Annotated in this window: 25 protein-coding genes; 8 read left to right on the top strand and 17 right to left on the bottom strand. The window is 43.8% G+C overall.

Annotated elements, in window-relative coordinates:
* Positions 1-2 precede the first annotated feature (2 nt).
* Positions 3-1,403, top strand: a complete 1,401-nt coding sequence (locus U2H13_RS09605) for a sensor histidine kinase KdpD (protein WP_021493397.1) — start codon at positions 3-5, stop codon at positions 1,401-1,403.
* A gap of 50 nt (positions 1,404-1,453) precedes the next feature.
* Here U2H13_RS09605 and U2H13_RS09600 read toward each other — a convergent pair whose 3' ends face one another.
* On the bottom strand, positions 1,454-1,765 hold the full coding sequence (locus U2H13_RS09600) for a DUF4870 domain-containing protein (protein WP_017417895.1): 312 nt from the start codon (positions 1,763-1,765) through the stop codon (positions 1,454-1,456).
* Positions 1,766-2,208: 443 nt separating this feature from the next.
* Between U2H13_RS09600 and U2H13_RS09595 the strand changes: the two genes are divergently transcribed.
* From U2H13_RS09595 to thsB, 3 genes are all read left to right on the top strand, one after another.
* Positions 2,209-3,708 carry a cellulase family glycosylhydrolase gene (locus U2H13_RS09595; protein WP_376700789.1) on the top strand — a complete coding sequence of 500 codons (1,500 nt, stop codon included), beginning with the start codon at positions 2,209-2,211 and terminating at the stop codon, positions 3,706-3,708.
* A gap of 296 nt (positions 3,709-4,004) precedes the next feature.
* A complete protein-coding gene (thsA, locus tag U2H13_RS09590) occupies positions 4,005-4,898 on the top strand; it encodes a Thoeris anti-phage system NAD(+) hydrolase ThsA (protein ID WP_014418039.1) in 894 nt (297 codons plus the stop codon).
* Positions 4,888-5,460: a Thoeris anti-phage system ThsA activator ThsB gene (thsB, locus tag U2H13_RS09585; protein ID WP_014418038.1), complete on the top strand. Its 573-nt coding sequence runs from the start codon at positions 4,888-4,890 to the stop codon at positions 5,458-5,460. The genes thsA and thsB overlap by 11 nt, the downstream gene beginning before the upstream one ends.
* Positions 5,461-5,756: 296 nt before the next feature.
* Here thsB and U2H13_RS09580 read toward each other — a convergent pair whose 3' ends face one another.
* The 13 genes from U2H13_RS09580 to U2H13_RS09520 form a co-directional block, all read right to left on the bottom strand.
* Entirely contained in the window at positions 5,757-6,026 is a 270-nt protein-coding gene (locus tag U2H13_RS09580) for a hypothetical protein (RefSeq protein WP_154817697.1), read from the bottom strand.
* Between the two features lie 144 nt (positions 6,027-6,170).
* Entirely contained in the window at positions 6,171-6,716 is a 546-nt protein-coding gene (locus tag U2H13_RS09575) for a hypothetical protein (RefSeq protein ID WP_233662551.1), read from the bottom strand.
* 252 nt (positions 6,717-6,968) lie between these two features.
* Positions 6,969-8,597: a YndJ family protein gene (locus U2H13_RS09570; protein WP_014418035.1), complete on the bottom strand. Its 1,629-nt coding sequence runs from the start codon at positions 8,595-8,597 to the stop codon at positions 6,969-6,971.
* Positions 8,591-9,199, bottom strand: a complete 609-nt coding sequence (locus U2H13_RS09565) for a DUF4166 domain-containing protein (RefSeq protein WP_014418034.1) — start codon at positions 9,197-9,199, stop codon at positions 8,591-8,593. Before U2H13_RS09565 ends, U2H13_RS09570 begins: the two co-directional genes overlap by 7 nt.
* Positions 9,196-10,011, bottom strand: coding sequence for a hypothetical protein (locus U2H13_RS09560; RefSeq protein ID WP_121984447.1), 816 nt, complete (start codon positions 10,009-10,011; stop codon positions 9,196-9,198). Before U2H13_RS09560 ends, U2H13_RS09565 begins: the two co-directional genes overlap by 4 nt.
* A gap of 118 nt (positions 10,012-10,129) precedes the next feature.
* Positions 10,130-11,401, bottom strand: a complete 1,272-nt coding sequence (locus U2H13_RS09555) for an MFS transporter (RefSeq protein WP_376700788.1) — start codon at positions 11,399-11,401, stop codon at positions 10,130-10,132.
* 76 nt (positions 11,402-11,477) lie between these two features.
* Positions 11,478-12,479 carry a substrate-binding domain-containing protein gene (locus U2H13_RS09550; protein ID WP_014418031.1) on the bottom strand — a complete coding sequence of 334 codons (1,002 nt, stop codon included), beginning with the start codon at positions 12,477-12,479 and terminating at the stop codon, positions 11,478-11,480.
* Positions 12,480-12,562: 83 nt separating this feature from the next.
* A complete protein-coding gene (locus U2H13_RS09545) occupies positions 12,563-13,399 on the bottom strand; it encodes an SDR family oxidoreductase (RefSeq protein WP_103526849.1) in 837 nt (278 codons plus the stop codon).
* Positions 13,396-14,472, bottom strand: a complete 1,077-nt coding sequence (uxuA, locus tag U2H13_RS09540; RefSeq protein WP_376700787.1) for a mannonate dehydratase — start codon at positions 14,470-14,472, stop codon at positions 13,396-13,398. Before uxuA ends, U2H13_RS09545 begins: the two co-directional genes overlap by 4 nt.
* Position 14,473: 1 nt before the next feature.
* Positions 14,474-15,109 carry a bifunctional 2-keto-4-hydroxyglutarate aldolase/2-keto-3-deoxy-6-phosphogluconate aldolase gene (locus tag U2H13_RS09535; RefSeq protein WP_014418028.1) on the bottom strand — a complete coding sequence of 212 codons (636 nt, stop codon included), beginning with the start codon at positions 15,107-15,109 and terminating at the stop codon, positions 14,474-14,476.
* A gap of 13 nt (positions 15,110-15,122) precedes the next feature.
* Complete coding sequence (locus U2H13_RS09530) at positions 15,123-16,142, bottom strand: zinc-binding alcohol dehydrogenase family protein (RefSeq protein ID WP_014418027.1); 1,020 nt, start codon at positions 16,140-16,142, stop codon at positions 15,123-15,125.
* A gap of 29 nt (positions 16,143-16,171) precedes the next feature.
* On the bottom strand, positions 16,172-17,128 hold the full coding sequence (locus tag U2H13_RS09525; protein WP_014418026.1) for a sugar kinase: 957 nt from the start codon (positions 17,126-17,128) through the stop codon (positions 16,172-16,174).
* A 203-nt stretch (positions 17,129-17,331) separates the two neighbouring features.
* On the bottom strand, positions 17,332-18,750 hold the full coding sequence (locus U2H13_RS09520) for a sodium:alanine symporter family protein (RefSeq protein WP_021493412.1): 1,419 nt from the start codon (positions 18,748-18,750) through the stop codon (positions 17,332-17,334).
* 377 nt (positions 18,751-19,127) lie between these two features.
* Between U2H13_RS09520 and U2H13_RS09515 the strand changes: the two genes are divergently transcribed.
* Together U2H13_RS09515 and U2H13_RS09510 are read left to right on the top strand one after the other, a co-directional pair.
* The gene (locus U2H13_RS09515) at positions 19,128-19,481 is read left to right on the top strand and encodes a hypothetical protein (RefSeq protein ID WP_003153956.1); all 354 of its coding nucleotides are present in this window, start codon (positions 19,128-19,130) and stop codon (positions 19,479-19,481) included.
* A 24-nt stretch (positions 19,482-19,505) separates the two neighbouring features.
* The gene (locus U2H13_RS09510; RefSeq protein ID WP_003153957.1) at positions 19,506-19,631 is read left to right on the top strand and encodes a hypothetical protein; all 126 of its coding nucleotides are present in this window, start codon (positions 19,506-19,508) and stop codon (positions 19,629-19,631) included.
* A gap of 60 nt (positions 19,632-19,691) precedes the next feature.
* Here the strand turns inward: U2H13_RS09510 and parC are convergent, their stop codons facing one another.
* From parC to U2H13_RS09495, 3 genes are all read right to left on the bottom strand, one after another.
* Positions 19,692-22,115 carry a DNA topoisomerase IV subunit A gene (gene parC / locus U2H13_RS09505; protein ID WP_376700786.1) on the bottom strand — a complete coding sequence of 808 codons (2,424 nt, stop codon included), beginning with the start codon at positions 22,113-22,115 and terminating at the stop codon, positions 19,692-19,694.
* A gap of 2 nt (positions 22,116-22,117) precedes the next feature.
* The gene (gene parE, locus U2H13_RS09500) at positions 22,118-24,085 is read right to left on the bottom strand and encodes a DNA topoisomerase IV subunit B (RefSeq protein ID WP_014305073.1); all 1,968 of its coding nucleotides are present in this window, start codon (positions 24,083-24,085) and stop codon (positions 22,118-22,120) included.
* 423 nt (positions 24,086-24,508) lie between these two features.
* Complete coding sequence (locus U2H13_RS09495; protein WP_007410316.1) at positions 24,509-24,916, bottom strand: CoA-binding protein; 408 nt, start codon at positions 24,914-24,916, stop codon at positions 24,509-24,511.
* 151 nt (positions 24,917-25,067) lie between these two features.
* Here U2H13_RS09495 and plsY point away from each other — a divergent pair, with 151 nt between their 5' ends.
* Both plsY and U2H13_RS09485 read left to right on the top strand, forming a co-directional pair.
* On the top strand, positions 25,068-25,649 hold the full coding sequence (plsY, locus tag U2H13_RS09490; RefSeq protein ID WP_014418024.1) for a glycerol-3-phosphate 1-O-acyltransferase PlsY: 582 nt from the start codon (positions 25,068-25,070) through the stop codon (positions 25,647-25,649).
* Between the two features lie 88 nt (positions 25,650-25,737).
* Positions 25,738-26,025 carry a HesB/YadR/YfhF family protein gene (locus U2H13_RS09485; RefSeq protein ID WP_007410318.1) on the top strand — a complete coding sequence of 96 codons (288 nt, stop codon included), beginning with the start codon at positions 25,738-25,740 and terminating at the stop codon, positions 26,023-26,025.
* The last annotated feature ends 6 nt before the right edge of the window (positions 26,026-26,031 follow it).

The following is a 26,031-nucleotide window of genomic DNA, read 5'->3' as shown; positions in this document are numbered from 1 at the left end:
GGATGAATTGGCGATTAACAGGCAGATACATGGTATCTGTCATCATAGTGACCATCATTACAGTCTTCATTAATTTATTTATTTTTATGTTTTGGCTCGTTTTCCAGGCGAACACCCAACATGACGAAGAAAGTACACCGGAAACTTTCACAAGATCATTCCGACAATATGTCACGTTATCGAACAATGGTATCACAGTAAACAAAGAGGGCCAAAAAGCTTTAAAAGAGCAGAATGCATGGATTCAAATATTAGATGAAAACGGACAGGATGTTTATCATGATAGAGAACCTAAAGGACTGAAGAAAAAATATACGCCTATTGAAATTGTAAATTTACATAAATATAAGGATGAACAATTATTATCAACCATTTACGCCGGCGGAAAAAAAGTGAACGGCAAGGAGTACAGTTATTTTATAGGGTTTAAAAATCCCTCTCTCGGAAAGTATGTCCTCTCATATGATACCAAGGAATTTGTGACGAAGTTCAATGCAGGGACCATCATATTATTATCAATAGATGCATTGATCGCGTTACTCATTGGCTATCTATTCAGCCGGCAGCTCACAAAACCGCTCGGCCGTGTCATTCAAGGAATCCAGCGGTTAGCTAATGGAGATTATACGATCAAAATGAAAACCAAAGGCATTTATAAAGATGTCTTCTATAATGTCAATCATTTATCGGAACAACTATCTTCAAGCAAAAAAGAAAAAGATAAATTAGAGCAAATGCGTGAAGAGTGGATCAGTCATATTTCTCATGACATTAAAACACCATTAGCATCTATTCAAGGCTATGCAGAAATCATCCAAGATCCAAATTATCATCTAACAGTCGAACAGATCAGAGAGTACGCCCAGATCATTGAGAGTAAATCCCTCTATATGAAAGATGTGATGGAAGATTTAAATTTAACGACAAGGCTGAAAAACAACGATGTGATGTTACATACAGAGCGGGTAAACCTTGTATCGCTGCTGCGGGAAACGTTAATTGATATGTTAAACGATTCTAGATATGCGGATAAGTCCATTGAGCTTCAAACGAACCTGGAAAAGCTGATGCTGAATCTTGATGCGATATTGATTCGGAGAGCGGTCACGAATCTCATTTTAAATGCCCTCGTTCACAATGATCCTGATGTGAAGATCGTTGTACGGCTTGAACAAAAAGAACGGACTCATGTGACAATTAAGGACAATGGCAAAGGGATAGAAGAAGAGGAGCTGGAAAAAGTGTTTGATCGCTATTACAGGGGGACAAATACAGGAACGACGCATGCAGGCTCTGGTCTTGGAATGGCCATAGCAAAGGATATTATCCAAAAGCACGGAGGGGACATCACCATTCACAGCACCGCGGGAGAAGGGACAACGATAGATATACAATTATCATAATGACTATACAAAAAAACGGTTCTGCTGATTAATAACAGAACCGTTTTTTCCTATTGCTCCGAAAATACTTTGATTCCTTTGACAATGTTCCAAATGAAAAAATAGATCGCCACAAGGAATGTAACAGCATACGTCGCAAGCAGGAAAGGCCCGGCGTGCCTGATGTCATTCATACCAAGTAAACCTGAAGCGATGATGCCAATTCCAAAAATCAAATAAGGAATCAGATGCGTCCACAAAGATTTTTTCGCATGATATTTCACATCGTCCTGTCCTAAGAAATAGACGATAATCGGAAACAGAAACGGCGCAAAAAATATACTGAAGTAACATAATGAAGACAAAATTTTATTTTCTCTCAAACCTTTTCACCTCTATGATTTATTGAAGGGGAATTCTTCTGGCTGAATCCCTCACTGAAGTACAATCTTATTGTACAACTCCAACCTTAACCCGTATTAATCCAAACCTTACATCAACCTTACATTAACAAGGACGGGCAAGGGCTCGTCTTCTTACAGCAATCATAAGATTCAATGCCATATTGAGACTCATCACATTCAGCGTGTCTACGTTGGATTCGATTGAAAAATGACGTGTAAAGTCCCGTTTCAGTCCGGTTTTCTTTGTTCTATATGTGTCAGGTATGTCTTATTCAATAGAGATAGAGCAAATTGACAGGCTTTTACACCTCTCAAAAACAAGAAATTAGGTTGATAGACAATCATGAGAAAGATTTTTACAATGAGTTCGAGCTCATAAGAAGTGAAGAGCCAAAATGATGCGAAGGAGGAAAAGATCAGATATGAAACGGTCAATTTCTATTTTTATTACGTGTTTATTGATTGCGGTATTGACAATGGGCGGCTTGCTGCCTTCGCCGGCATCTGCAGCAGGGACAAAAACGCCAGTAGCCAAGAATGGTCAGCTTAGCATAAAAGGTACACAACTCGTAAACCGCGACGGCAAAACGGTACAACTGAAAGGGATCAGTTCACATGGATTGCAATGGTATGGCGATTTCGTCAATAAAGACAGCTTAAAATGGCTGAGAGACGATTGGGGCATCACCGTTTTCCGCGCGGCGATGTATACGGCAGATGGCGGTTATATTGACAACCCGTCCGTGAAAAATAAAGTAAAAGAAGCGGTTGAAGCGGCAAAAGAACTTGGGATATATGTCATCATTGACTGGCATATCTTAAATGACGGCAACCCAAACCAAAATAAAGAGAAGGCAAAAGAATTTTTCAAGGAGATGTCAAGTCTTTACGGAAACACACCAAACGTCATTTATGAAATTGCAAACGAACCAAACGGTGACGTGAACTGGAAGCGTGATATTAAACCGTATGCGGAAGAAGTGATTTCCGTTATCCGCAAAAATGATCCAGACAACATCATCATTTTCGGAACCGGTACGTGGAGCCAGGATGTGAATGATGCTGCAGATGATCAGCTAAAAGATGCAAACGTCATGTACGCGCTTCATTTTTATGCCGGCACACACGGCCAATCTTTACGGGATAAAGCAAACTACGCACTCAGCAAAGGAGCGCCTATTTTCGTGACGGAATGGGGAACAAGCGATGCGTCTGGAAATGGCGGTGTATTCCTTGGCCAGTCGCGGGAATGGCTGAATTATCTCGACAGCAAGAACATCAGCTGGGTGAACTGGAATCTTTCTGATAAGCAGGAATCATCCTCGGCTTTAAAGCCGGGAGCATCTAAAACAGGCGGCTGGCCGCTTACAGATTTAACTGCTTCAGGAACATTCGTAAGAGAAAACATTTGCAGCTACAAAGATTCAACGAAAGAACGCCCTGAAACGCCAGCACAAGATAACCCCACACAGGAAAAAGGCATTTCTGTACAATACAAAGCAGGGGATGGGCGTGTGAACAGCAATCAAATCCGCCCGCAGCTTCACATAAAAAATAACGGCAATGCGACGGTGGATTTAAAAGGTGTCACTGCCCGTTACTGGTATAACGCGAAAAACAAAGGCCAAAACTTTGACTGTGACTACGCGCAGATTGGATGCGGCAATCTGACCCACAAATTTGTGACGCTGCATAAACCTAAGCAAGGTGCAGATACCTATCTGGAACTGGGGTTTAAAACAGGAACACTGTCACCGGGAGCAAGCACAGGGAATATTCAGCTTCGTCTTCACAACGATGACTGGAGCAATTATGCACAAAGCGGCGATTATTCCTTTTTCCAATCAAATACGTTTAAAACAACGAAAAAAATCACATTATATCATCAAGGAAAACTGATTTGGGGAACAGAACCCAATTAGTTAAGCTTTAGGCGGACATCAGCAACGATGTCCGCTTTTATCATCTTAACAGCAATACAAGGAGGTTTACGTGGCGGATGAAACTCTGAAACAGTATATGGGCCTGTACAAATGTTGTTAGCAATCTCAAGAAAGCCCAGGAGTAGATATGATTCACTGAACAAATGTTCAATTTAAATCTAATAATGAAGAGGGCCTAGTCAAAGGCGCTCTTCATTATTAGATAAGACATAATCATTACACAAGATTTATGTCATGGTTCTATATTCATATTTTCATTGTAATAAATTGAAAATATGAATATAATAGGTAGTGATCGCAATACTAACATTGGAGGTTTTATGTGGAAGTTTAAAGAATTAATAAGAGATAAGACATTTAGAAGGTGGGCTCTGAGTATAATTCTGACTATTCCAACTAGTGTGAGTACATTCATTTCATTTCTAGACTTGGATGCTCGTTGTAGATTAATTATTTTACTTATATTAGTAGGGTTGTCGCTAGTCATAATAATTGTTCAATTCATTAGACTACTTTTTATGAATAATATCACTCTTAATCTCAATGGTTCCGAAGTTGAAATTAAAAAAGGTGATATTTTTGAAGTGCCAAGAAATAATTATAAAGTCATTGCATTTAATGAGTATTTTGACACTCAAGTAGATGACGTAATAATCGCCCGCGAAACATTAAATGGTCAATATATAAAGCGTTATTATTCACATCAAGATATCACTGAGTTGGATCAGAAAATTAAAGATGACGTAAAACTTAAAATTGAAGAAAAAAATGTTGAAAGACCTTTTGGAGGAAAAACAACACGTTACAGCTTGGGATCAGTCTTTAAAGATATGGATTTTTTTCTAGTTGCTTTTTCGAAGTTTGATAGGGAAAATCGTGCCCAATTAAAACTAAATGAATATGCAAGCTGCATGCTTAATGTATGGAATGAAATCAATACATTACATGCAAGCAAAGAAGTGTTTATCCCCTTATTAGGTTCTGGAATAACAAGACATGTGGATTCTGATGTTGGAGTCAATGAACTATTACATATAATGTTGTGGACATTTCAGATCAGTAAAGTAAAGTTTAGAGAACCAGCCAAAGTTACAATTCTTTTGTACAAAAATGATCACAAGAAGATCAATTTTTATAAGTTAAAGGAGTTTGAGAAGAATGGGTTATAGGAATGGAAATTATGCTGCTTTCTATGTCAGTGAACCGTTTAGTGAAAGTAGTTTAGGGGCTAATGCAACCAAGGATTTTGTGTCGTATAACATGTTAAGAGCATGGAAAGGAAAAGATAATAACTACCCATTTAATGACTCCCACGATAAAACATACAATGTACGGGACGGTAGTGATTGGGAGAAAACATTAAAGCCAAGATTAAGAAAAAGATTAGATCAATCAAAAAATATAATCTTTTTTTTAAGTAAGCATACTGAAAACAGCAAAGCTTTGCGAGAAGAAATTGATTACGGTATTAATGTGAAGGGGCTACCAGTTATCGTTGTATACCCTGAACTTTCCGAAAAGAGTGACATCATCGACTGCACTACAAAGGTTTTCAGATCAGAAGTGGTGAATTTATGGAGTCGAGTCCCTGTTTTTAAAGACTCTATGCTAAAGGTACCAACTATTCATATTCCTTATAAAAAAGACCAAATTAAAAAAGCTTTAGAGAACAAAGATTTTATGATTAATTCAAAGATTTCTGCAGGTTCGGTTTATTTTTATCCATGTTAATCTATTATGGGTGAATATAATTTAAAGAGAAAGAATAGATTTTCAGTTTCGTCCTCATGGTAGCTCATTAATTCAAAAACCTCTATGACCAATTTAATTTATTGAGGAGGTAGAGGTTTTGGTATTAAAATGATGAAGATAGATTATTGGATATGAATTTCATTTTATCTAGTTTACATAATATATATTCTAGGAAGTTAAATCTTTAATGAAAATTCTGTCTCGTTATCTTAAGTATACTTAGTTGGTGAGACAGAATTAAAAAAATAGGATGTATTACGATTTGTATTTATTTCTTACTGCTTTACATAGCATCGATCTTTATAAATTGTTTCACACTTTACTTCTTCCACATCAACTTTGCCATCGGATAATCTTGTGTAAACATAAACCCATTTTTCATTTCCGTTTTTAATAAACATGTCGAATTTAAAAGCGTCAGTATATTTGTCCATGACCCAGATCAATCCCGGAAGAGTTTCTGCTTTTGCTGGCGACACAGAAACTAATAATGCTCCAGCAATTACAGCCACACCGGCTATTTTTTTAATTTTACTTTTTAACATTAATATTGCCCCCTTATGATTTATTGCCTGCTGCTTTCTCACTTAGCAGGTAATCTGATTTTACCATCTTGTACAAAGGGAATTTGTCATATTTTGCAGATCGGATACTTACTTTCACTAAAAATACATATATTGGAATGAATTTTATCCGAATAAGATCTCTTCTTTTTTGAAAGCGTACACAAAAATAAAATCATGTCTGGTAATACTCCGACGATTTTTTCGCATCGGCTCCCCACATATAAGCAAGTATGACAGCCGCCAGCCCGAGCACCCCTGCAAAATAAAATCCGGCTCTGAGCCCCAGCCAATCATTAAAAAATCCCTCGGCCAAAGGTCCTCCGAAAATACCGAGTTCATAAAGCGCCTGGTATGCCCCGTCGATGTTGCTCTCATGTCTGCCGAAACAGACTCAATCGACATTCCAAGCAGCAAAGGAAAAATAATGCCGAGTGAAAAACCTATTAAAACCTGAACCAGATAAAGCGCCAGCGGGCTGACGGTAAAAGGAATGATAAAAATAAAAACGGCTGTGAGTAAATAAAACAGCTTTAATGTTACCTGTTTCCGCACCTGCGAACTAAAGTTCTTATCACTAGCAAAGCCAGTGCGTGCATAGTCATAAACGAAAAGACAACAAGCTGATTTCTTTCTCGCCGTTGTGAAGCCAAACATTGCGGTCGTTTTCATTTCGCGAATCATGAAAGACAGGCAAAGACCGAGGCCGCTCCCGATCCAAAAATGCCGCGTCCCATCCTCATTCACTGACAACATAACCGCTCATACCCATTCCTGACAGCTGAGCTAACACGAGAATAAATGAGATCCAGCGGATGACTCCTTTCGTGTCATCCGCCGCAAAATAGCTCGCAAATAAAATGGTGAATATACCCCATGTAGATGAGAAAAAGCCGCCTGATGAACAGACGGCTCTGCAGCTTGTTATTTGCTTCGGTTACCTGCGGAAGCATGAGTGATCCGATAATGCACAGTTAAAAATTTCAGTCCGAACAGCCACATATGATGAACGGCCTTCAGGCTTGTTTCGCTCTGGGCTGAAATAAGAAATGTCTCTGCCAGCGGAAGATGACACGCCCCCCATTTCGTCTGCAGATAAATCCCTTCATCACCCGCTCCGCTTTTTCGCCGTCTGCTTGTCAAAACAAGATTCTGCTTACGCGCATAAGGTTTTAAAATGCCCGTCATTTGGCCGTACGGCAGCGGAAGAGAGATATTCATGTATCCTTCCCCTTTTGACCTGTACGCTGAATACAGCGCAGTAAAAACGGTTTCCTGCTTTTCATTTGTTCTGATCCACGCACGGACATTTTTTCTGCCGTCTTTGTCAGAGTCAACTCCTATAATATCACTGTGCATAATATACCAATCCGGATTCATGGATAGGTGAATCTGCCCCGCTCTTCTGCTGAACGGCTCGTACACGCGCGCGAACGGACGAAACCATCTGCTCCACGTCACTTTTGCCATGATGTCATAATCAATTGTCTCTTCATAAAAGGAAATAACGGCCGGCGCCAGTTTTTCAGTTGAAAAGTCTTCAGAATGCAGTTCTCTCAGCTGATCCAGAAGGCCGTTATAATGGATGTCATTTGCTGCATGAATATCTGTCAAAAATTCTTTGCCTATCGTTCTCTTCCCGTAAATACGGCTGAATGTTCTTTCACTGTCCTCATCAAACGGTCTCGGATTTTCCAACTTCCACCCCGCCAAAGCCGGCAGGATAACGCCGAATGCATTGACGGCCCCGTGAATCCAAATCATCTGGCTGATCGTGAGCGTTGCCTCCTCGCGGTAGACACCGTACGAATATATCAAAGAAAAAGCAATTGTGATCATTAACACAGCCGATGAACTCCTGATCAAGACCCTGCCTGTTTTCGTAACAAACGGCGCCTTAAAGACGAGATATGCATTTACATACAGACCCGCCAGATACAGAGCGACAGCAATCACATCAAGTGTCTTTGAAAATGTAATCCCCAAGGCAATAAGGATCGGCGAAATCAAAATAATGACCGTACTCCACTGGTAAAGTTCGCGTTTCTCCCGTATGATCCTGCCGAGCAATCCGTTAAAGATCGGAATGAGGAAAGCGGAATAGTGAAAGTGCACCGCCGTCAGCAGAACGATAAGCGGGCCGAAATTCATGACGGGAATCTCAAGGACATATGCGAAGAACCAGAATCCGCCCCCGGCCAAATAAATGAAACCCGCCATAACAGATATCTCTTCTGTTCTGTGAATATTTGTTTTCATCAGCCGCCGGACAGCATACAGTGCCAGCCCAAGCGTATAAATGAGCCACACAAAGGCAAAAAAACTGAAGTCTGTGACAAGCGCAAGCACCGCACATATAGCGGCAACAGGATAACTCCGTAACAACACATTCTCTAAGGTCTTTGACGGCCGAAAAGCAAAATCGAATACAGCAGGAACGAAAAAAAGTACGGAAAATAAAACAAACGTCTCAGCAGCTGATATATGCGGAGCTTCAGCCGCCGCAAATCCCAAAAAGCAAATCACGCTTATCATAAGATGACGCTTCAGCATGTTTCTCCCTCTGTTTCCCGGAAAGTCCCCCGGTAAGAGAAAAGCGTGCCGAGTATCCGATTGTTCACATGAACCTTTATGCTGAAGCAATTCATTTCCTCATCATAAGCCTCATAAACGGTTGAACTGCCGCACATCCATGCCGGAATCGGGATTTTCTTTCCGCCTATCAGGAGCCACTGCCTTCCGGATGTAATAACAAGCCCTCCGTCTGAAGACGCTTCTAAATGCAGTTCAGACAGTAGGATGTGAGGTTTGCCGAAGTAATCAAGAATTCTGTTTTCCCGCTCATCATATTCCATGACCGCATCAAAAAAACGCGTTTTGCCTTTAAAGAAAAAGGTACGATTCCATTCCACGCCATTTTGCCTGTTTTTGTTTTCGATAGTGAAAGGGATATCGTTTCCCCTCTCTGAGAAAAAACATCTGAAAAAAACACCTGTCTTTAAAAGCATTCTGACAAGAAAAGAACCTCCCTTTATTTCTGTCATAACGCCTTCTCCGCAAAACGTGCGTGATCCGTCAAATCTGTACCGTTTCTGCAGCATCGGGTGCAGTGATTGATAATGAGTAATCGCTTTTTCATACATTGAATCCGTCATTTCACTTCTCTCTTTCGTTTTGTATGCCAGGCGCTCGGCAGCTTGAGCTTAAGAATCATGCCGGCTATCGTAAGGACTCCTAATGAGATCAAGAATCCGTCACCGGAATATAACAGTGCCGTTACACAAAAGAAGGCTGACTGCCCGGCGTGAATCAGCCACTTTCTCCGCATGGGAAGCAGCCATAATACCCCTAACCCTGTCTCCAGGGCTCCCCTCACGATCTCTGCATCGGCACAGCCATCATGAAAGCCTTGAAAAAACCAATACAGACTGAATATGAGACACATACAGACATAGACAAATCCGAAACGGACTGATATCTTCGGATGTCTGTTTTGTTCTATCCAAAGCCGCAACGCATCAAAGCTCCATGCGGTAGCCCAGCTTAGCAGAGGACGAAATAAAAAACGGTCTATCCAACTTCCCGGCAGACCGCGGGCCGTTTCATATTGATATTGAGTCAAAAATGAGGCTTGTCCGTTATCCCGCTCTATATACTTCCAGTAGCCCCTGCCTTCTTTTATAAGTGACAGCGGATGATCAGAGACAAAAGCGAGCGAAGACACTCTTTCTGACGAGCGAGGCCTTATGTCACCTATTGATTCGCCTGTGCCGGATACCTTCAGCCCAAAACCGATTCGTGTTTCATATAGAAATCTCTGCGGTTCATATGGCAGCCTATGAAGATATGTAATGTCAGAAAAACGCAGATCCCATTCCTTATGAAGATGCGGGTTTTGCGTATATTCCCAAAGCGTTTCTATATCAGATGCAATATTGATTTCGACATATATCGGCTTCTGTTTCATGCCCCCTCCTCTTCCCTTCTTTTGTAAACAATTCCTATATTATCATAGGAACAGATCAAGCAGGAGAACGAAAAGGCCATCCCGTTATCGGCAGGACAGCCTCAGTGGCTTTGATGACTTATGAATAAGGTATCGTGTCTTTTTTATCTTCAGAAACTGTTTGAATGATTATCGGACGCACGAAACGGATTACCGCAGCCGAGGCCAAAACAGCTAATCCGCCTGCAAGCAAAAACGCCCCCGAGAATGATCCGCTTTTATCCGCGATAAAGCCGGTTAAAGCAGGCCCGATAATACCGGCCGTGTTTGCAAGAAAATGCATAAAGCCGCCGACTGACCCGACATTCCTTTGATCAATCACATCATGAATGACCGCCCAATAGATAGAGCCCGTTATATATAAAAAGAAGACTGATAAAGCAACGAGAATAACGGCACTTACGGCAGTGGTAACAAGTCCGGCAAATCCGATCAGTACAGCGGAAGCGAACAGGCAAGTGACAAGAATGACTTTCCGTGAGAACAAAACCCCTTTTCCGGCGGTTTTTTTGTATACATAATCAGAAATCATTCCGCCTGCCGCCAAACCGATAAATCCAAGAATCCAGGGGATAACAGTCACCACGCTCATAAATTCAACACTTAAACCGCGTTCTTTCACCAGATAGCTCGGAAACCATGTTAAGAAGAAAAATAAAATGTAGTTGTAGGCGAAAAAGGCAAAAGCCGTGAAGAGAACCGTTTTTTGTTTCAAATAAAAGGTCATCGGGATATGCTGCTCATGCGATTGAATCGCTGCTTTCATTGCCGGGACGTCTTCCGTCGGCGCCGGCCGTTCTTTGACAAATTTAAACCAGATGAGCGCCCAGACTAAACCGATGATCATGATCAGGACAAAGGAAACCTTCCAGCTGAACGCCACAGCAATCATCCCGACAATCGGGCCGGAGATCGCTCCGCCGAGCGGCGTTCCGCTGTTTGTCAGGCCGATGACCGTGGCGCGCTGAGACGGAGGAAACCAATTGTTGACCATTTTGCTTATGGCAGCCGACAGCGGCCCCTCCCCCATACCGAATAAAACACGGATAATCAAAAGACTTACAAATCCGAAAGCAAGCGCAACCGCTCCGCTGAAAAGAGACCAAACGATCATCGCCGTACACAATGTCAATTTAGCCCCGTACCGGTCAGATGCAACACCGCCGAGAAAGTTAAACACAGCGTATCCGACAGAGAAACTGCTGAAAATTAGCCCCATTTGGGTTGCTGACAATGTGAGATCCTGCTGTATGAACGGCGCTGCAATAGACAGCGCTGAGCGGTCTAAATAGTTAATCACCCCGGCTGAAAATAAAAGAAGAATAATAGGGAATCTATCCTTTGAGAACATAAAATCCCTCCCTCTTATTTCATAATATTCAGATATTAAAATTGCCGGAGTAAACCGGTTTATGCAATGAAACCGGTTATCCGGATTGCCTTACGAGCAGCGCCGGTTTATAGCGGTGAATCCGTTTTTCACCGCCATCTTTTTCTTGTATCTGGCGAAGAAGAAGGCTTCCCGCTTTTCGCGCCATTTCTGCCGCAGGCTGAACGATCGTCGTAATCGGAGGAGTAAAAAAACCCGCAAAAGGAACTTCATCAATTCCGATGACGGCTGCCTTATCCGGAATTGTCATATCATGCTCCTTCATATACTTCAGCACCTCAACAAGAACGATATCGTTTGCCGCCAATATCGCTTTCGGAGGCTCCTGAAGTGAGAACAGCTCTGACAAAACATTGGAAATATCAGCCGCATCGGCTGTTTTGATATATTCGTTCCGCACCAACATTCCGTGGCGGTCAAGCGCCTTCTTATACCCTTCAATCCTTTCTACCCTCGGACTGATTTCCCGAATAATGGACGTCGTAATAATCGCGATTCTCTTTATGCCGCTTTCGATAAACCGGTCAACGGCAAGACCGGCTGCATGATGATTATCAAGCATCACTGTCGGAATCCCGAGTTCTTCAATGGTTCTGTCCATAAACACGACCGGAAACGTATCGCGTTTCATCTTTTCATATAAAGAGAGATTTTCGCCCGTCGGAAAAATAATAATTCCGTCCACCTGCTTGGCCCGCAGCATTTCAATATATTTCTTTTCTTTTTCCGGTTCATCATCCGCATTGCAGACAATAATATGAAATCCTTGTTCATGAAAATAGTCTTCCACCGCCCTGATGACCTGAGTGGAAAAGGTGTGAAGAATATTAGCCACCACCACACCTACTGTAAATGTTGATTTCTGTTTTAAGCTGCGGGCGACGAAATTCGGCTGATAGTTCAGCTCTTGAATGGCCGCTTCTATTTTTTGTTTCGTTTTCTCGCTCATATAGTCATAGCGCTGATTTAAAAATTGAGATACGGTGCTTTTAGATACGTTTGCATATTTCGCCACATCAGAAATTGTAATGGTTTTCATAGACTCATCCCCGTCTGTCTTCATTTTTCACTAGTATAAGTCAGAAGTAAATAGTTTACAATCTGACAGGGACATGGGTTCTGTCACACTCCGGAATAAGCCATAAAACCTCCGTCGACGGGAACGGTGACCCCTGTGACAAAGCCTGAGCATGAATCATCCGAAAGCCACAGGAGCGTTCCCAGAAGGTCTTCCGGTTTCCCGAAACGTTTCATCGGTGTATGTGCCATAATCTTATTGGATCGGTCTGTCAGACTTCCATCTTCCTGTAATAACAACTCACGGTTTTGCGCTGTCAAAAAGAAACCCGGAGCGATGGCATTCACCCGCAGCCCTTTTTTTGCGAAATGAACAGCCATCCACATCGTAAAATTCTGAATCGCCGCCTTGGCCGCGCTGTAGGCAGGCACCTTTGTCATCGGTGTATACGCACTCATAGAAGAAATATTAATAATCGCGGGACATTCCGCCTTCAAAAGGTCTTTTCCAAACACTTGCGATGCCAGAAATGCACCGGTAAAGTTGGTTGAAAAAACGCTGGAAAACCCCGTTTCGTCCATATCAAAAAATGATGTGCCCTGCTCATCCTCTTCATACGTCTCACTGGCAGTGATCGCATCAGGGTGATTTCCCCCGGCTCCGTTAATTAAAAGATTGACAGAACCGAACCGGCTGATAATCTCGTCTTTTGCCTTTTCAAGCGAATCACGGGCTGAAACATCAGCCGGTACAGAAACCGCGGTTCCTCCAGCGTCAGCAATCTCGCCCGCCGCACGCTCTGCTTTATCAGCATTCCGGCTGACGATCGCAATTTTCATCCCCTGCCGTGAAAGCTCCTTTGCCATTGCTGAACAGAGAACACCGCTCCCGCCTGTTATGACAGCGGTTCTTCCTGATAAACATTCATGAATCGGTCTCATCTCTTCACCCCTTTCTCATGAGACGAGAACGCATCCCACAGTCCGTTCAAGTACATAATTCCTAAGGCGCGATCATATAAACCATAACCCGGCCGGCATTGTTCGCCCCAGATATGACGGCCGTGATCAGGCCGTACATATCCTTTATAGTCTTGGCCGTGCAATTCTTTTACCACACCGGTAATATCAATGGACCCATCACTGGTAAGATGCGAAGTTTCCGTAAAATCACCGTTATCGCAGATTTTCACATTTCGTATATGGGCAAACGGCGCAGCTCCCGCATAGTGTTTGGCGATCTTCACCATATCATTGGCGGGATCCGCTCCCATCGAACCCGTGCATAACGTAATACAGTTGGCGGGTGAATGTGAAATCTCTCGCAGCTTTTCATAACTTTTCTCACCGGTGATAATACGGGGCAGGCCAAAAATTGACCAGGGCGGATCATCCGGATGAATGGCCATTTGAATGCCGTGTTCCTCCGCTACAGGAAGAATTTCATGTAAAAAGAACTCAAGATTGGCCCAAAGCTGTTTTTCATCAACCGTTTGATAGGCCTCAAACAGTTCCTTGATCCGGGCCATTTTCTCCGGCTCCCACCCGGGAAGCGTCAATTCAGAAGATTCTTCAACCGTGCGGATCAGTTCCTCCGGAGGGAGACTTTCCACTTTCGCTTTTTCAAAAAACAAAGCGGTTGACCCATCCTCCAGCGCGCGGAACATATCGGTACGCGTCCAGTCAAATATCGGCATGAAATTGTAACAGATGACTTTCACACCGAATTCGGACAGATTGCGAATGGTCTGTTTATAGTGCTCAATATATTGTCCGCGTTCTTCATGACCGAGTTTAATGGCTTCATGAACATTCACGCTTTCCACGACCTCTGCATGAAACCCATAGGATTGAATGACTCTGACTTCCGCTTCAATGTCCTCCTTTTCCCATACTTCGCCCGCGGGCTTCTGGTGAAGAGCCCAGACGATGCCTTTGACCCCGGGAATTTGTCTGACATGTTCAAGAGTCACCGTATCATTACCTTGGCCATACCAGCGAAACGTGATATTCATGTTACACCCCCGTATATTCGTTTTTTCGGCAGACGTATTCTTTGCTGAGGGATACGGCAGCTTCATAGCCGCCCTTTTGATATGCTTTTGTCAAGTCGCTTCCCACACCCACCGCGACCGCTCCGGCAGAGAGCCAGTCATTCATGCTGTTTAATGAGATACCCCCGGTCGGCATAATGCGGACATTCGGCAGAGGACCGTTGACCGACTTGATAAATGAAGGGTCAAACGAATTAGCGGGGAACAGCTTTACCACATCACATCCGGCTTCGAGCGCCAAAGCCATATCAGACACGCTCATGCATCCCGGAAGATACGGTACGCTGTACTGGTTGCATAGAGATGCTATCTCTTTTACAAAATGAGAGCTGACGATAAATGAGGCGCCTGATAAAATGGCGTGTCTCGCCGTTTCTGTATCCATTACAGAGCCGGCTCCAAGAAGAATATCTTGATGCCGGAGTTCCTTAAAGACATCTTCCACTTCAGGAGTTGTGTATGTAAGCTCAATGGCGCTGATACCTCCTGAAATGGCCGCTCTTGAAACTTCAAGCGCCTCTTGGCTGTTTTGTCCCCTTATGACAGCCACCACTTGTGCATGCAGAAGTTTTTCGTAAATAGCGTACTTAGGCAGCATTCTCGCTCCTCCTTTAATCAAACGTAATGATTGCTTTTCCCACCTTGCCCGGGTGCTGTTCGATCAACTGAAATGCTTGATGGACGTCATCTGCTGAAAATGTATGTGTAATAAGACCGCCGTGCGTTAACAGGCCTTTATTCAGTAAGTCTGTAATGTACGGAAACTGATTCGTCTGCAATCTTGAACCGGTTATCGTGACTTCCTTTTTTGTGATCGGAAGCTGAGAAATGCCGGCAGTCCTCTCATCAAAACCAAGCACAACCACATGACCGGCCGGAGACACCGCGTCAATGGACGTTTCAAACGTTGAGGGGAGACAGACGGCATCAATGACGGCATTGGCGCCTTCATTTTTGGTCCATTCGTTCACCCGCAAAACGGGATCTTCTTTTTGCGCGTTGACGGTAACGTCCGCACCGTTTTTTTCAGCGAATGCCAAGCGTTCATCATTCAAGTCGGTTATCATGACGGAAGCGCCTTTGAGCTTTGCCATTTTTAATATGCAGATTCCGATCGGCCCCGCCCCCTGAATCAAAACGGTATCTTCCTTCTCGACTCTGCCTCTCCAAACGGCCTGGGCGCCAATCGTATATGGTTCTGCCATGACCGCTTCCTCCCAGGGCAGATCGGGCGAAACGGCATGCAGCTGCTTTTCCGGAAGCACGATATATTCCCGCATCCCGCCATCTTCATGAACGCCGAACACCGAAAGCGCTTTGCAGACGTTCGGACGTCCTTTCCGGCAGGCATAGCATGTTCCGCAATAAGATATCGGTTCAATCACTACCCGGTCACCCGGCTTGAAACGCCGGACAAGAGAACCGGTCTTTGCGACTTCCCCTGTGACTTCATGACCGATTACTCTCGGCAGGGACGCTAACGGATTTGTCCCATGATAAATATGCAAATCTGATCCGCAAATTCCGACCCGCTTCACCTTGACAAGAACATCATCCGCATGGACAACAGACGGTTTCTCACATTCCGTCACCACCAGATCAAAAGCTTTCCGTACTAGAACCGCTTTCATTTTCTCACCCGCTTTTTAAGTTGTGCTTGCTAACGTTCAATCACAGTCTCTTTGTTTACAAATGACAGAACCTCTTCTAGATAGGGAAGCCCTTCATTGTCACCGGAAACTGTGGTGACGAGCGCACCGACCGCATTGGCAAGCTCCAGACGTTTTTCCGGTTCAAAACCATGCAGATAACCGTACAGGTAACCGGCATTAAAGCCGTCACCCGCTCCTACCGTGTCAACAGGCGCAACCGGGAAAGCCTCTTTGTGAACCCACTTATGATCATGATACAGCGCAGAACCTGCTTCACCGTCTTTTATGACAAGCTGACTGATTGAATAGGTCTCTGCAAACCGGGCTAATGCTTCATTTTCCCCTAGACCTGTCAGCTGTTTCATTTCGTCCCGGCCCGCCAGAAGAATATCAGTATGCGGAAAGATTTGATGAAATGCCGCACGCGCCTCCTCAATCGTCCACAGCTTCAGCCTGATATTCGGATCAAAAGATACGGGAATCCCCCTTGCTTTGGCGATGGAAAGCACCCTTTCAGCAATTTCAAGGTTTTTCTTATCAAGCGCGAGGAACACACCGGTAAGATGAACGATGTGAATGCCGGCAAACATATTCTCTGTTATATCTTCCGGTGCAAGAGTCAGAATTGGTGAATTGAAACGGTAATAAAACGTCTTACCTGAACCGTCATTTCTGATCTCTTTGACATTTAAAGATGTAGGAAAGCCTTCAACATAGGAGACGTCAGTCACATCAATTCCTTCTCCTTTGGCAAACTGATAAATCACTCTGCCGAACTCATCCTTCCCCAGTCTGCTGACCCACTTTGAGTGCAGATTCAATCTGGCGCATGCAATCGCAAAATTCAGTTCAGCTCCTCCTGCTTTTCGTTCAAAATGGGTAACAAAACGCAAAGGCCCTGTGCTTGCGGGATTTAAGGTGATCATCGCATCACCGATCGTAAAAATGCCATAATCAGAAGCCACATCAATACTCCTTTCCTTTAAGACTAAATCGGTTTGGTAAACCGGTTTAGTTAAACTTTATATGAAAGCCCTTACACACACAAGAGAAAAATACAACAAATTCAAAAAAAACTGTTTTCAGTAAAAATAACCCGATTTTTCGCATAAAAAAACCCCTCACAACAAAATGTAAGGGGTTTTTTGAAAATTGTATGCATGTTTCCTCAGTTAGCAGTCTTACGTTCGGGGTTTGTACCTTCTTCTTCCGCCCATGTTTCAATATGCCTGAGCTCCGGAGTATTCTCGGCTTTGAATACGGGATCAAGACCTTTTTTGCGCTGAGCGGCATAATCCTTATAGATCTTGTAGGCTACATTACTCAGCAATAAGATTGCCACTAAGTTAATGAGAGCCAAGAGTCCCATAAACAAGTTTGCCATGTCCCAGACGATCTGGAAGTCAGCCAAACATCCGTATACCACCATCACTACGACGAATACGCGGTAAATATTAAGCCATGTTTTGCTTGTTTTAATAAATTCAATATTCGTTTCACCATAGTAATAGTTGCCGACGACAGAACTGAATGCGAATAAAAACATCGCAATCGCAATAAATGTCGGCGCCCATCCGCCGAGGTGGTGCTGCAGTGCGGCTTGCGTCACTTGGATGCCGTCGCCTTTAGGCGTAAAGCTGTACAATAAAATGATAAAGGCAGTCGATGTACAAACGATAAATGTATCAAAAAACACACCGAGGGTCTGAATTAATCCCTGCTTAGCCGGATGCGACACATGTGCAGCCGCTGCGGCATTCGGCGCGCTTCCCATACCCGCTTCGTTTGAAAACAGGCCGCGCTGCGCACCGATAATAATGATGCTTCCTAAGCTTCCGCCGACGATCTGTTCAAGACCGAACGCATTTTTCACAATCGTAACAAACAGCTCAGGTACCGCTGTAATATTTACAATCACGACATACAGTGCGATCAGAATGTACATACCCGCCATGACCGGAACGATTAATTGCGAAACGGAAACAACACGTTTCAGACCGCCGAATATAATGAAAGCCGTTAATACAGCTAAAATGATTGCGATAACTGTTTTATTCACATGGAATGCTTCGTCAAACGCGACAGAAATCGTATTTGACTGCACGGCGTTAAAGATAAGTCCGAAAGAAACGGTAATCAATACGGCGAATAAAATACCGAGCCAGCGGGCGCCCAGTCCCTTTGCCATGTAATATGCCGGACCGCCGCGGAATTCGTCACCGGAACGCACTTTATACAGCTGCGCCAAGGTGCTTTCCACAAAGCTGGAAGCCATACCGACAATCGCTACGATCCACATCCAAAATACTGCGCCGGGACCGCCTGTTGCAATCGCCAGCGCGACGCCGGTCAAGTTTCCGGTTCCGACACGAGAAGCGGCTGAGATAAAGAATGCCTGCATTGAAGACACTCCTTTATTTCCTTGCGGCTTCTCCCCGACGATTCTGAACATTTCAATAAAGTATTGGAATTGAATAAAGCGAAAACGGAACGTAAAGTACAATCCGATCCCGACTAAAATATAAACAAGATACTTCCAAATAAAATCATTTGGAACATTTATGATTTCACTGATGAAAGCCTCCATGTTTAACCTCCCTTTTACGTATCTTTTACTGTCATTTTTGCTGCATATGTTAGATCTTTTAACACAACGAGTATTATTATATCACAACGACCGTGGTTGAGAAGTTTTTTTAAGAAAATGTTTCGGTTTCTTCATCACGTCTTTTGCTGTCATGCCCCGTTTTTTATCTTACAGCCCGAAAAATGTTGTCACGTCATAAGGAATGCGTGCATATCATAACAAATAGGTCTTTAAGAAAAAAGAGATGAAAAGATGGATGAAATGGTATATACTTAACCAGGATAATAATTTTTTAAATTTAATAAATGTGTTTACTTTACATTTAAATTAGGGTATTATAATAAAAATATTCAGAATTATGAAGGGGGGGAGAACATTTGAAAAAAATCTTGTTTTTAAAAGCTTCTATTTTATTTTTAGCGATTGCAAGCTTTCATTTGCTCTCCATTCCCCATGCGTTTGATACTGCTCATCATTTTAAAGCGGTAGCCGACCAGCAGGAAATGCACGAAATGAAGGCCGGCCAAAATGCTGATGATGAGAAAAAATCGCTGACGGGCTCATATATCTTGACGGCGCTTTTTGCCGCTTCTGTCTCACTGATCGTGATATCAGACAGAAGACGCCCCGCTTCCCGGAGAAGACAGCGAAAGAAAAGCTTTTTAATCGCTAAATTTTATCAGTCCTCGTATTTCGATGAGCTTCATGTTCAACATCGCCTATCTATGTAACATAAAATGAGGAGGTTGTTAAACATGTTGTTTATCTTACGAATGGTGATTTTAGGGTTGTTTTCATTCACTGCATTGAATTTATTTGTATGGCAGGGAATCGAAGTCATTCACGCTATCACTGACTTATTCGGCAGCCACGAAAGCTAAATAGTAAAACCTCCGCTCAATGAGCGGAGGTTTTTTTTTATTTTATTTTTACTCTTAAACTTAAACATCAGACGCGGGGATACGCCATACATCTGTTACCGGCCCTGTCTCAGCTTCATCGGTAAAGAAGGAACCGTTGCTGTATCGGTCATTCGCCCGCAAGGACTTCACGGCGATTTCGATTCTCTCGCCTTTTTCTGTTTCCGCAGCGATCATGTCGGCCAAAGCGCATGCGAATACGCCGACTGTGCGATGCGGGTTCTTTTTAAGCTCACGCAGCATGATGACGCCGCGCTTCGCTCTGGATGTTTTTTCGAATTCAGATAGGTTCATCCGCTTGATTGCTCCCCGCTGTGTGACAAGGATAAGCGAATCTGTCTCATGCAGGATTTGTCCTGATACGACGGTATCACCGTCTTTTAAATTTATACCCTTTACGCCGGCCGCACGGGCACCGACTACATTTACTTCATCTTCACCGAACCATAAACCGTACCCGAGGCGGGTGGCGATAAACAGCTGGCTGCCGCCGTCTGTGACATGAACATCAATCAGCTCGTCGTCCCCTTTCAGATTAAGGGCAACAAGCGCTTTCGAGTAACGCTGCGCTTTGTAATGCGTCATTTCAGTTCTTTTCACCATGCCGTTTTTCGTCATAAACAATAAATATGAAGATGGATCAAACTCTTTTACCGGTATAGCTTTCACGATGGTTTCATCACGGTCAATCGTGATGATGTTCGTTACGTGCTGCCCCATGTCTTTCCACCTGATATCAGGAAGCTGGTGAACCGGACAATAAACATAGCTTCCCTTATTGGTAAAGAGCAGGAGAACATCCGTTGTATTCATTTCAAATTGGTGAATCAGCCTGTCAGTATCCTTCATACCGAAATCCTGACCGTTAGAAGCGGCAAATGACCGCTGGCTTGTTCGTTTTACATAGCCGTCTTTTGTGACTGTCACATATACGTCCTCAGAGGCTACCATGACTTCAAGATTGATTTTAATTTCCTCAATCTTTTCTTCAATGACAGACCGTCTGCTGTCAGCATAGGTCTTTTTCATTTTTTTCAGGCTGCTTGTAATGACTTTTAACAGCTTTTTATCATGACTTAAAATGGCTTCGAGCTCCTGAATTTTCTTGCTGAGCTCTTCCGCTTCCTCTTTTAGCGCCGTAATATCCGTGTTTGTCAGACGATACAGCTGCAAGGATACGATCGCTTCAGCCTGCGGCTCCGTAAATGCGAATTTAGACATTAAGTTTTGTTTCGCATCTTTCTTGTCGCTGCTTGCCCGGATGACCGCTATGACCTCATCTAACACAGACAGTGCCTTCATCAGTCCTTCAACGATGTGATGCCGCTCTTTTGCTTTTTGCAATTCAAAGACGGAGCGGTTTGTCACTACTTCCTTCTGGTGGGAAATATACGCATCCAGGATGGCTGTAAGACTCATCAGCATCGGCCGGCGGTTATGTATGGCGACCATATTAAAGTTATATGTTGTCTGCAGATCAGTGTTTTTATATAAGAAATTCAAGATGCCTTTTGCATCGGCTTCTTTCTTTAACTCAACGACCACCCGAAGCCCCGTGCGGTCAGTTTCATCCCGGACTTCAGAAATGCCTTCGACTTTTTTGTCTATGCGGTATTCGTCCATTTTCTTTACGAGATTGGCTTTGTTTACTTCAAACGGAATTTCTGTAATGACGATCTGCTCCCGTCCGCCTCTTACGGATTCCACTTCAGCCTTGCCGCGGATAATAATTTTGCCTTTCCCGGTTTCATAAGCCTTCCGAATGCCGTCGACTCCTTGAATAATGCCTCCTGTCGGAAAGTCAGGCCCTTTAATCACCTGCATCAAGTCATCGACGGTGCAATCCGGAGATTCAATCCGTTTAATGACGGCATCAATGACCTCACCCAGATGATGAGGGGGAATATCAGTCGCATAGCCCGCCGAAATCCCGGTTGATCCGTTGACAAGCAAGTTAGGGAACATGGCGGGCAAAACAACCGGTTCTTTACTAGTGTCATCAAAGTTCGGAACGAATTCAACCGTATTTTTATCAATATCACGCAAAAGCTCTGACGCGATAGAAGATAATCTCGCTTCCGTATAACGCATGGCAGCCGGCGGATCACCGTCAATGCTTCCATTGTTGCCGTGCATCTCAATCAGCACATTCCGCACTTTCCAATCCTGGCTCATCCGCACCATCGCTTCATAAACGGAGCTGTCACCGTGCGGATGATAATTACCGATAACGTTTCCGACCGTTTTCGCCGCTTTACGGAAATTTTTATCGAATGTATTTCCGTCTGCGTGCATGGCGTATAAAATTCTCCGCTGCACCGGCTTTAAACCGTCACGAGCGTCGGGCAGCGCCCTGTCTTGAATAATGTATTTACTGTAGCGTCCGAAACGGTCGCCGATTACTTCTTCTAACGGTAAATCATGAAATAATTCTGGCTGTGCCACTATTAAACCTCCTCAGCGACCGACAAGTTTTCATTTTCTAAAATATTGCTTTCCTCATCTAATCCGAAGGCAACATTCTTTTCAATCCATTTTCTTCTCGGTTCTACTTTGTCTCCCATTAATGTCGTTACGCGGCGCTCTACCCGTGCCGCATCGTCGATCTTGACTCTGACGAGCGTTCGCGATTCGGGATTCATCGTCGTTTCCCAGAGCTGGTCTGCGTTCATTTCTCCCAGACCTTTATAGCGCTGGATGGTATACCCTTTGCCGACTTTCTTTAAAACGCCGTCCATTTCTTCGTCGGACCAGGCATATTCAATAATCTCTTTCTTACCGCTCCCTTTGCTCACTTTGTAAAGAGGCGGAAGGGCGATGAAGACTTTTCCGTGCTCGATTAAAGGTTTCATATAGCGGTAGAAAAACGTTAACAGCAAGACTTGAATGTGCGCGCCGTCGGTATCCGCGTCCGTCATGATGATGATCTTGTCATAGTTGATGTCGTCTATATCAAAATCTGCGCCGACACCGCCTCCGATCGCATGAATAATCGTATTGATTTCTTCATTTTTGAAGATGTCTGCAAGCTTTGCTTTCTCTGTGTTGATGACCTTTCCGCGAAGGGGCAGCACGGCTTGGAATTTCCGGTCTCTTCCCTGTTTTGCAGAACCTCCCGCAGAGTCTCCCTCCACCAGATACAATTCATTCTTCGCCGGATTTCTGGAACCGGCCGGTGTGAGTTTTCCGCTCAGCGTCGCTTCTGATTTTTTTCGCTTTTTGCCGCTTCTCGCTTCTTCTCTCGCTTTACGGGCCGCTTCACGGGCCTGGCTTGCTTTAATCGCTTTTTTGACAAGCAGGGTCGCCGTATCGCGGTTTTCTTCCAAGAAATAAGCAAGATTCTCGGAAATGACGGCATCCGCGGCGGATCTCGCCTCACTTGTGCCAAGCTTCCCTTTCGTCTGGCCTTCAAATTGCAGCAGTTCCTCCGGGATACGCACGGAAATGATTGCGGACAAACCTTCCCTGATATCGGCGCCTTCAAGGTTCTTGTCTTTCTCTTTTAAAAGGGCGACCTTTCGCGCATACTCGTTAAACGCTCTTGTCATTGCCGTTTTGGCTCCTGATTCGTGGGTGCCGCCGTCCTTTGTTCTGACGTTATTAACGAATGACAGCATATTTTCTGAATACCCGTCATTAAACTGAAACGCGAAATCGACTTCAATGTCATGATGCTCGCCTTCAAAGGAAACCACTTCGCATAAAGCGTCTTTTTCCTCGTTTAAATAAGCGACAAATGCTTCAATTCCGTTCTCATAATAAAATACTTCTTTTACGCCGTTCCGTTCATCAATTAATTCTATTTTCAAACCTTTTAACAAGAAAGCCGATTCGCGCAGACGTTCTGACAGCGTGTCAAAATTATAAACCGTTGCGCTGAACATTGACGGATCAGGTTTAAAATGGGTAAGCGTTCCCGTTTTTTTGGTGGTTCCGATTTTTTCAAGTGAAGTCACGGGCTTGCCGCCGTTTTCAAACCGCTGTTTATAAACATATCCGTCACGCTCAATAGTAACTGTCAGCCACTCCGATAACGCGTTTACGACAGATGCGCCGACACCATGCAGACCGCCGCTTGTTTTATAGCCGCCCTGTCCGAATTTCCCCCCGGCATGCAGCACGGTGAAAATAACTTCCGGCGTCGGCTTTCCGAGCTTATGCATCCCGGTCGGCATTCCGCGTCCTCTGTCCTGTACGGAGATGCTGTTGTCCTTATGTATCGTTACGATAATATGATCTCCGTAGCCGGCAAGAACTTCATCGACGGAATTGTCGACGATCTCATATACCAGATGGTGCAGGCCTCGTGCGTCCGTCGAACCGATGTACATTCCCGGTCGTTTTCTGACGGCTTCCAGGCCTTCAAGCACCTGTATGGCATCTTCGTTGTAATCAAATTGCTGTTTTCTAGCCAAACGTACAAACCCCTTTCAAAAAACCTGCTCTTAATCATTCTCTTTTTTAAATGTTTTCATGTCTTTGTTTTTCAGTATGCGCAAGCTTCGGTCCAATTCTCCTCGGACTCACAATTATAACCAATATGCTTGATTTCGCAACATATTTAAGCGAATGGCTCGTTTTTTAGGCCGCAAGACATACATTCGAACGGCTTTTCATCTTTTTGGTGCCCTTTTCGGCGGATAAGAACATGAGTTCGCTTTCTATTATATAGCTTTATGCCGGCCATCGCAAACAGACTGTAAACCCCCGTATAAAGGGGTTTCTAAAAAAGCTGTTCATGCTTTATTGTATCTGTTTCATCATCATACGCAAAGAGTATTCTTTCAATAAAAAAGCAAAAACCCCTGATTTGCCAAGGATTTTTGCCTTTTTTGTTCCTATTTTATAACAGCGCGGGCGACTTTTATACATAAATCCATAACAGCCGTCCGTCCTTTGTCTGTAATCATGCGATACGCTTCTTCATTTGCAAGACCCTGCTGCGCCCAAAAAACGGGAGCGTCCGTCTGTAAAAATTCTTCAGCGACGCCGGGAAGCTGCTCAGAGCGTCTGAACACATTCACGATATCAATCGGTCCTTCCACGTCTTTTAATGAAGCGACGGCTTTAACGCCAAGCGCCTCATCAATCGTTGGATTGACGGGAATAATTTCATACCCTTCATCCTGCATCGCTTTGGAAACCATGTAAGAAGTCCGGTCGGGACGGTCTGACAGCCCGACGACTGCGATCCGTTTGCTCCGGTCCAGAATTTCTTTAATCTCTGATTTTGAAGGATTTTGCATCTTTACCATCTCCTTTTGATATATTGTACATGACCGCTTCGCCGGAATCAAAAAAAGCGCTTTGTCAGCTTAATTCTCAAAAAACTTGTCATCAGACGGTAACAACTCGTGTTAAAATAGAGTGAAGGGACATTGAAAAGGAGAAATGTAGATGTTGATTGCTTTATTGATTATTTTGGCCTATGTAATAGGCAGCATCCCGTCAGGTTTAATCGTAGGCAAACTTGCGAAAGGGATCGATATTAGAGAACACGGAAGCGGCAATTTGGGCGCCACAAATGCTTTTCGCACGCTTGGCGTTAAAGCGGGATCTGTTGTCATCGCAGCCGATATTTTAAAAGGCACCTTGGCCGCGGCGCTCCCATATTTGCTGCACGTCCCCATTCATCCTCTTCTCGCAGGGGTGGCAGCAGTGATCGGCCATGTATTCCCCGTGTTCGCAAAGTTTAAGGGAGGCAAAGCCGTAGCCACATCAGGGGGCGTCCTGCTGTTTTATGCTCCGCTGTTATTCGTTACGATGGTTGCAGTATTTTTCGTATTTTTATTCCTTACGAAATTTGTTTCTCTGTCTTCAATGTTAACAGGGATTTATACGATTATTTACTGTCTGTTTGTAAAAGACCCTTATTTATTAATCGTAGTGACGCTCTTGACCGCGTTTGTTATCTACAGACACAGGGCAAACATCAAACGGATTATAAACAAAACAGAACCGAAGATCAAATGGTTTTGATGAAACTTCAATTTTGACATCAAAATGCCATATGCGTTTATAATAGAGATAATTTCTTTATATGAGAAACAAAAAGGGAGTGTTCCGGATGAACATGAAAGTAACGAAAGGCGCGCTGGATTGGTACAAAGAAGAGCTCGATCTGGAAACAGGCGACCATGTCCGCTTCTTTGTCCGTTACGGGGGATGCAGCAACGTTCAGAAAGGCTTTTCTCTCGGCATTTTAAAAGACCGGCCGATGAACATCGGCACCAGCACGGAAGTTGAAGGCATTACCTTTTTTATTGAAGAAAGCGACTTATGGTACTTTGATAATCACGATTTGTCAGTCACATATTCAGATCAGGCAGAAGAGCCGGTATTTGATTATGTGTAAAAAAAA

Origin of the sequence: Bacillus sp. A1 (assembly GCF_042296235.1) — a bacterium.
Lineage (GTDB): Bacteria > Bacillota > Bacilli > Bacillales > Bacillaceae > Bacillus > Bacillus velezensis.
The sequence above is the reverse complement of the archived record's forward strand: the minus strand, read 5'-3'. Positions and strand labels throughout refer to the sequence as shown.